Origin of the sequence: Maribacter sp. (assembly GCF_049667165.1) — a bacterium.
Taxonomy (GTDB): domain Bacteria; phylum Bacteroidota; class Bacteroidia; order Flavobacteriales; family Flavobacteriaceae; genus Maribacter_A.
In genome coordinates this window covers 1-2363 of record NZ_JBATHS010000030.1, presented here as the reverse complement: position 1 = coordinate 2363, position 2363 = coordinate 1, and the positions used below count along the sequence as shown (strand labels likewise).

The 2363-nt window shown below is 40.7% G+C and carries 3 protein-coding genes; all 3 read left to right on the top strand.

What is annotated here, in order from left to right; genetic code table 11:
* Positions 1-915 (top strand): sensor histidine kinase (locus WBM98_RS01495; RefSeq protein WP_424364248.1); only part of this gene is annotated, 915 nt, incomplete at its 5' end.
* Complete coding sequence (locus WBM98_RS01490) at positions 912-1619, top strand: LytR/AlgR family response regulator transcription factor (protein ID WP_424364247.1); 708 nt, start codon at positions 912-914, stop codon at positions 1617-1619. The genes WBM98_RS01495 and WBM98_RS01490, both read left to right, overlap by 4 nt.
* A gap of 13 nt (positions 1620-1632) precedes the next feature.
* A partial coding sequence (locus WBM98_RS01485; protein WP_424364246.1) for a dienelactone hydrolase family protein occupies positions 1633-2363 on the top strand: 731 nt, incomplete at its 3' end.

Below are 2363 nucleotides of genomic sequence, written 5' to 3'. Positions count from 1 at the left end.
CAAGAATTCAAAATATTTTCCTTTATAAATTATGCCGTAGGGGCTTTCATTATCAATTATGCATTGTTACCCCGATTGTTCTATAGGAAACACTATATAAGTTTCATCATTTCGGCCATAGTGGTTATCACTGTCATTATGTTGATCGAAGAAATGGTCCTCGAGAAAATATACTACCCCGATACCAAAGGTTCTAGGTTTCAAGGTGTGATTTATGGCCTCTTGGATGTAATGCCGATCATCACTATTTTGGCAGGTTTTAAATTTGCCTGGGATGCTTCAAAAAAACAGCTGGAGGTCGAAGAATTGCGCTCCTCCTATAAGGAAAGTGAATTGCAATTCCTCAAATCCCAGATCAACCCTCATTTTTTGTTCAACAACCTGAACAACCTTTATTCTTACGCTATTGCCCAATCGCCAAAAACACCATCGATTATTCTTGAACTTTCCTCGGTTCTCCGTTATATGTTGTATGATTGTAAAGAAAAATTCGTGTCCCTTCCCAAGGAAATCGAACACCTCGAAAATTTTACAAAGTTGAACGAACTCCAAATCGAAGAACGGGGTAAGGTCAGTTTTAAAACGGAAAACATCAAATCCGAATACCAGATTGCCCCTTTGATCCTGACTGTTTTTATTGAAAATGCCTTTAAGCACAGTACTGCAAGCCAATCGGATAATATTTTTATCGATATCGCTATCAAGGTAACCGACAATGGGATGATGGAATTCGAATGTAAAAATTCGTTCCGTCCCTTGGGGAACACCGAAAGTCTTTCGAAAGGTATAGGTCTCCAGAATGTTAAAAAAAGACTGCAACTCTTATATCCCAACTCCCATACCTTAACTATAAACGATGAAAAAGGGCTATATTCGGTAGTATTGAAAATGCAGTTAAAAACAGACTTGGCATGATACGTTGCATCATTATCGAAGATCAACCACCGGCACAACGCGTGCTTAAAAAGTACATTGCCGATATAGGGAACATGGATTTAAAAGGTACTTTTGCCGATGCCCTAAAGGCGATAGACTTTTTAAAGACCGAAACGGTCGATCTTATTTTTTTGGATATTCATTTGCCCAAAATTTCCGGTATTGATTTTTTAAAGAGCAGGAGTCTACACCCCAAGGTTATTCTAACTACCGCATTTTCTGACTATGCCTTGGAAAGTTATGAATACGATGTGGTCGACTATCTATTAAAACCTTTTTCCTTTGAACGTTTTGTACAGGCCGTTTCCAAAGTACCCCCACCAAAATCGGAGCACCTACAGATCGGAAATTCGTCGATAGGGGAAACTTCTCCAAATATTATCTTTATCAAATCGGGTTATGAACATATTAAAATCGATATTTCCGATATTATTTTCATACATTCAGATGCGGATTATACCGAAGTCCATACGGATCTTAACAAACATTTATCACAGGAACCCCTTCGGTTTTGGGAAGATTATCTAGATTCCAAGCGATTTATCAGGATTCATAAATCCTATATTATCAATACCCTAAAAATTGATAAAATCATCGGTAATCGGGTTCACTTAGATAAAAAGACGGCCATACCCATCGGAAGGGCCTACAAAGAAAATTTTATGAAACACGTTATAAAATAAAAATCGGACGATTATGAAAAAACTGAAAAAAGAAGACATTAAACAAGAGGTGTTCGACCTCTATGACGATTACGCCCACAATAGGGTAAACAGAAGGCTGTTTTTGGACAAACTATCGACCTATGCCGTCGGGGGACTTACGTTACCCTCCTTGTTAAGCTTTATCTCCCCGGATTACGTCAAAAAAATACAGATACAGCAAGATGATCCACGCTTAAAATCGGAGTACATCCATTACGATTCGCCAAAAGGCGGGGGATCTATAAAAGGATTACTCTCTAAACCGGTTGATGCCACGGGTAAACTTCCCGGAATCGTTGTGGTACATGAAAATCGAGGCTTGAATCCCTATATCGAGGATGTGGGTCGGCGGGCCGCACTAGCCGGATTCATCTCCTTGGCTCCTGACGCCCTTACGCCCTTGGGCGGCTATCCCGGAAATGATGACGATGGCCGTGAGCTGCAACGCAAGCGGGACAGGAATGAAATGTTGGAAGATTTCATCGCTGCCTTTGACTATTTAAAATCCCACCCAAACTGCAATGGTCATGTAGGGGTCGTTGGTTTTTGTTTTGGCGGATGGATTTCCAATATGATGGCAGTTAAAATTCCCGATTTAGGGGCTGCAGTCCCATTTTATGGGGGGCAGCCATCGGAGGATATTAACCAAATAACTGCCCCTTTATTGCTTCATTTCGGGGAATTGGACAAGCGTGTGAACGAGGGATGGCCTGCGTATGAAGC

What these genes read in the sequence shown, in the direction of transcription:
- WBM98_RS01490 (WP_424364247.1), top strand. Translation starts at nt 912, where the DNA reads ATGATACGTTGCATCATTATCGAAGATCAACCACCGGCACAACGCGTG.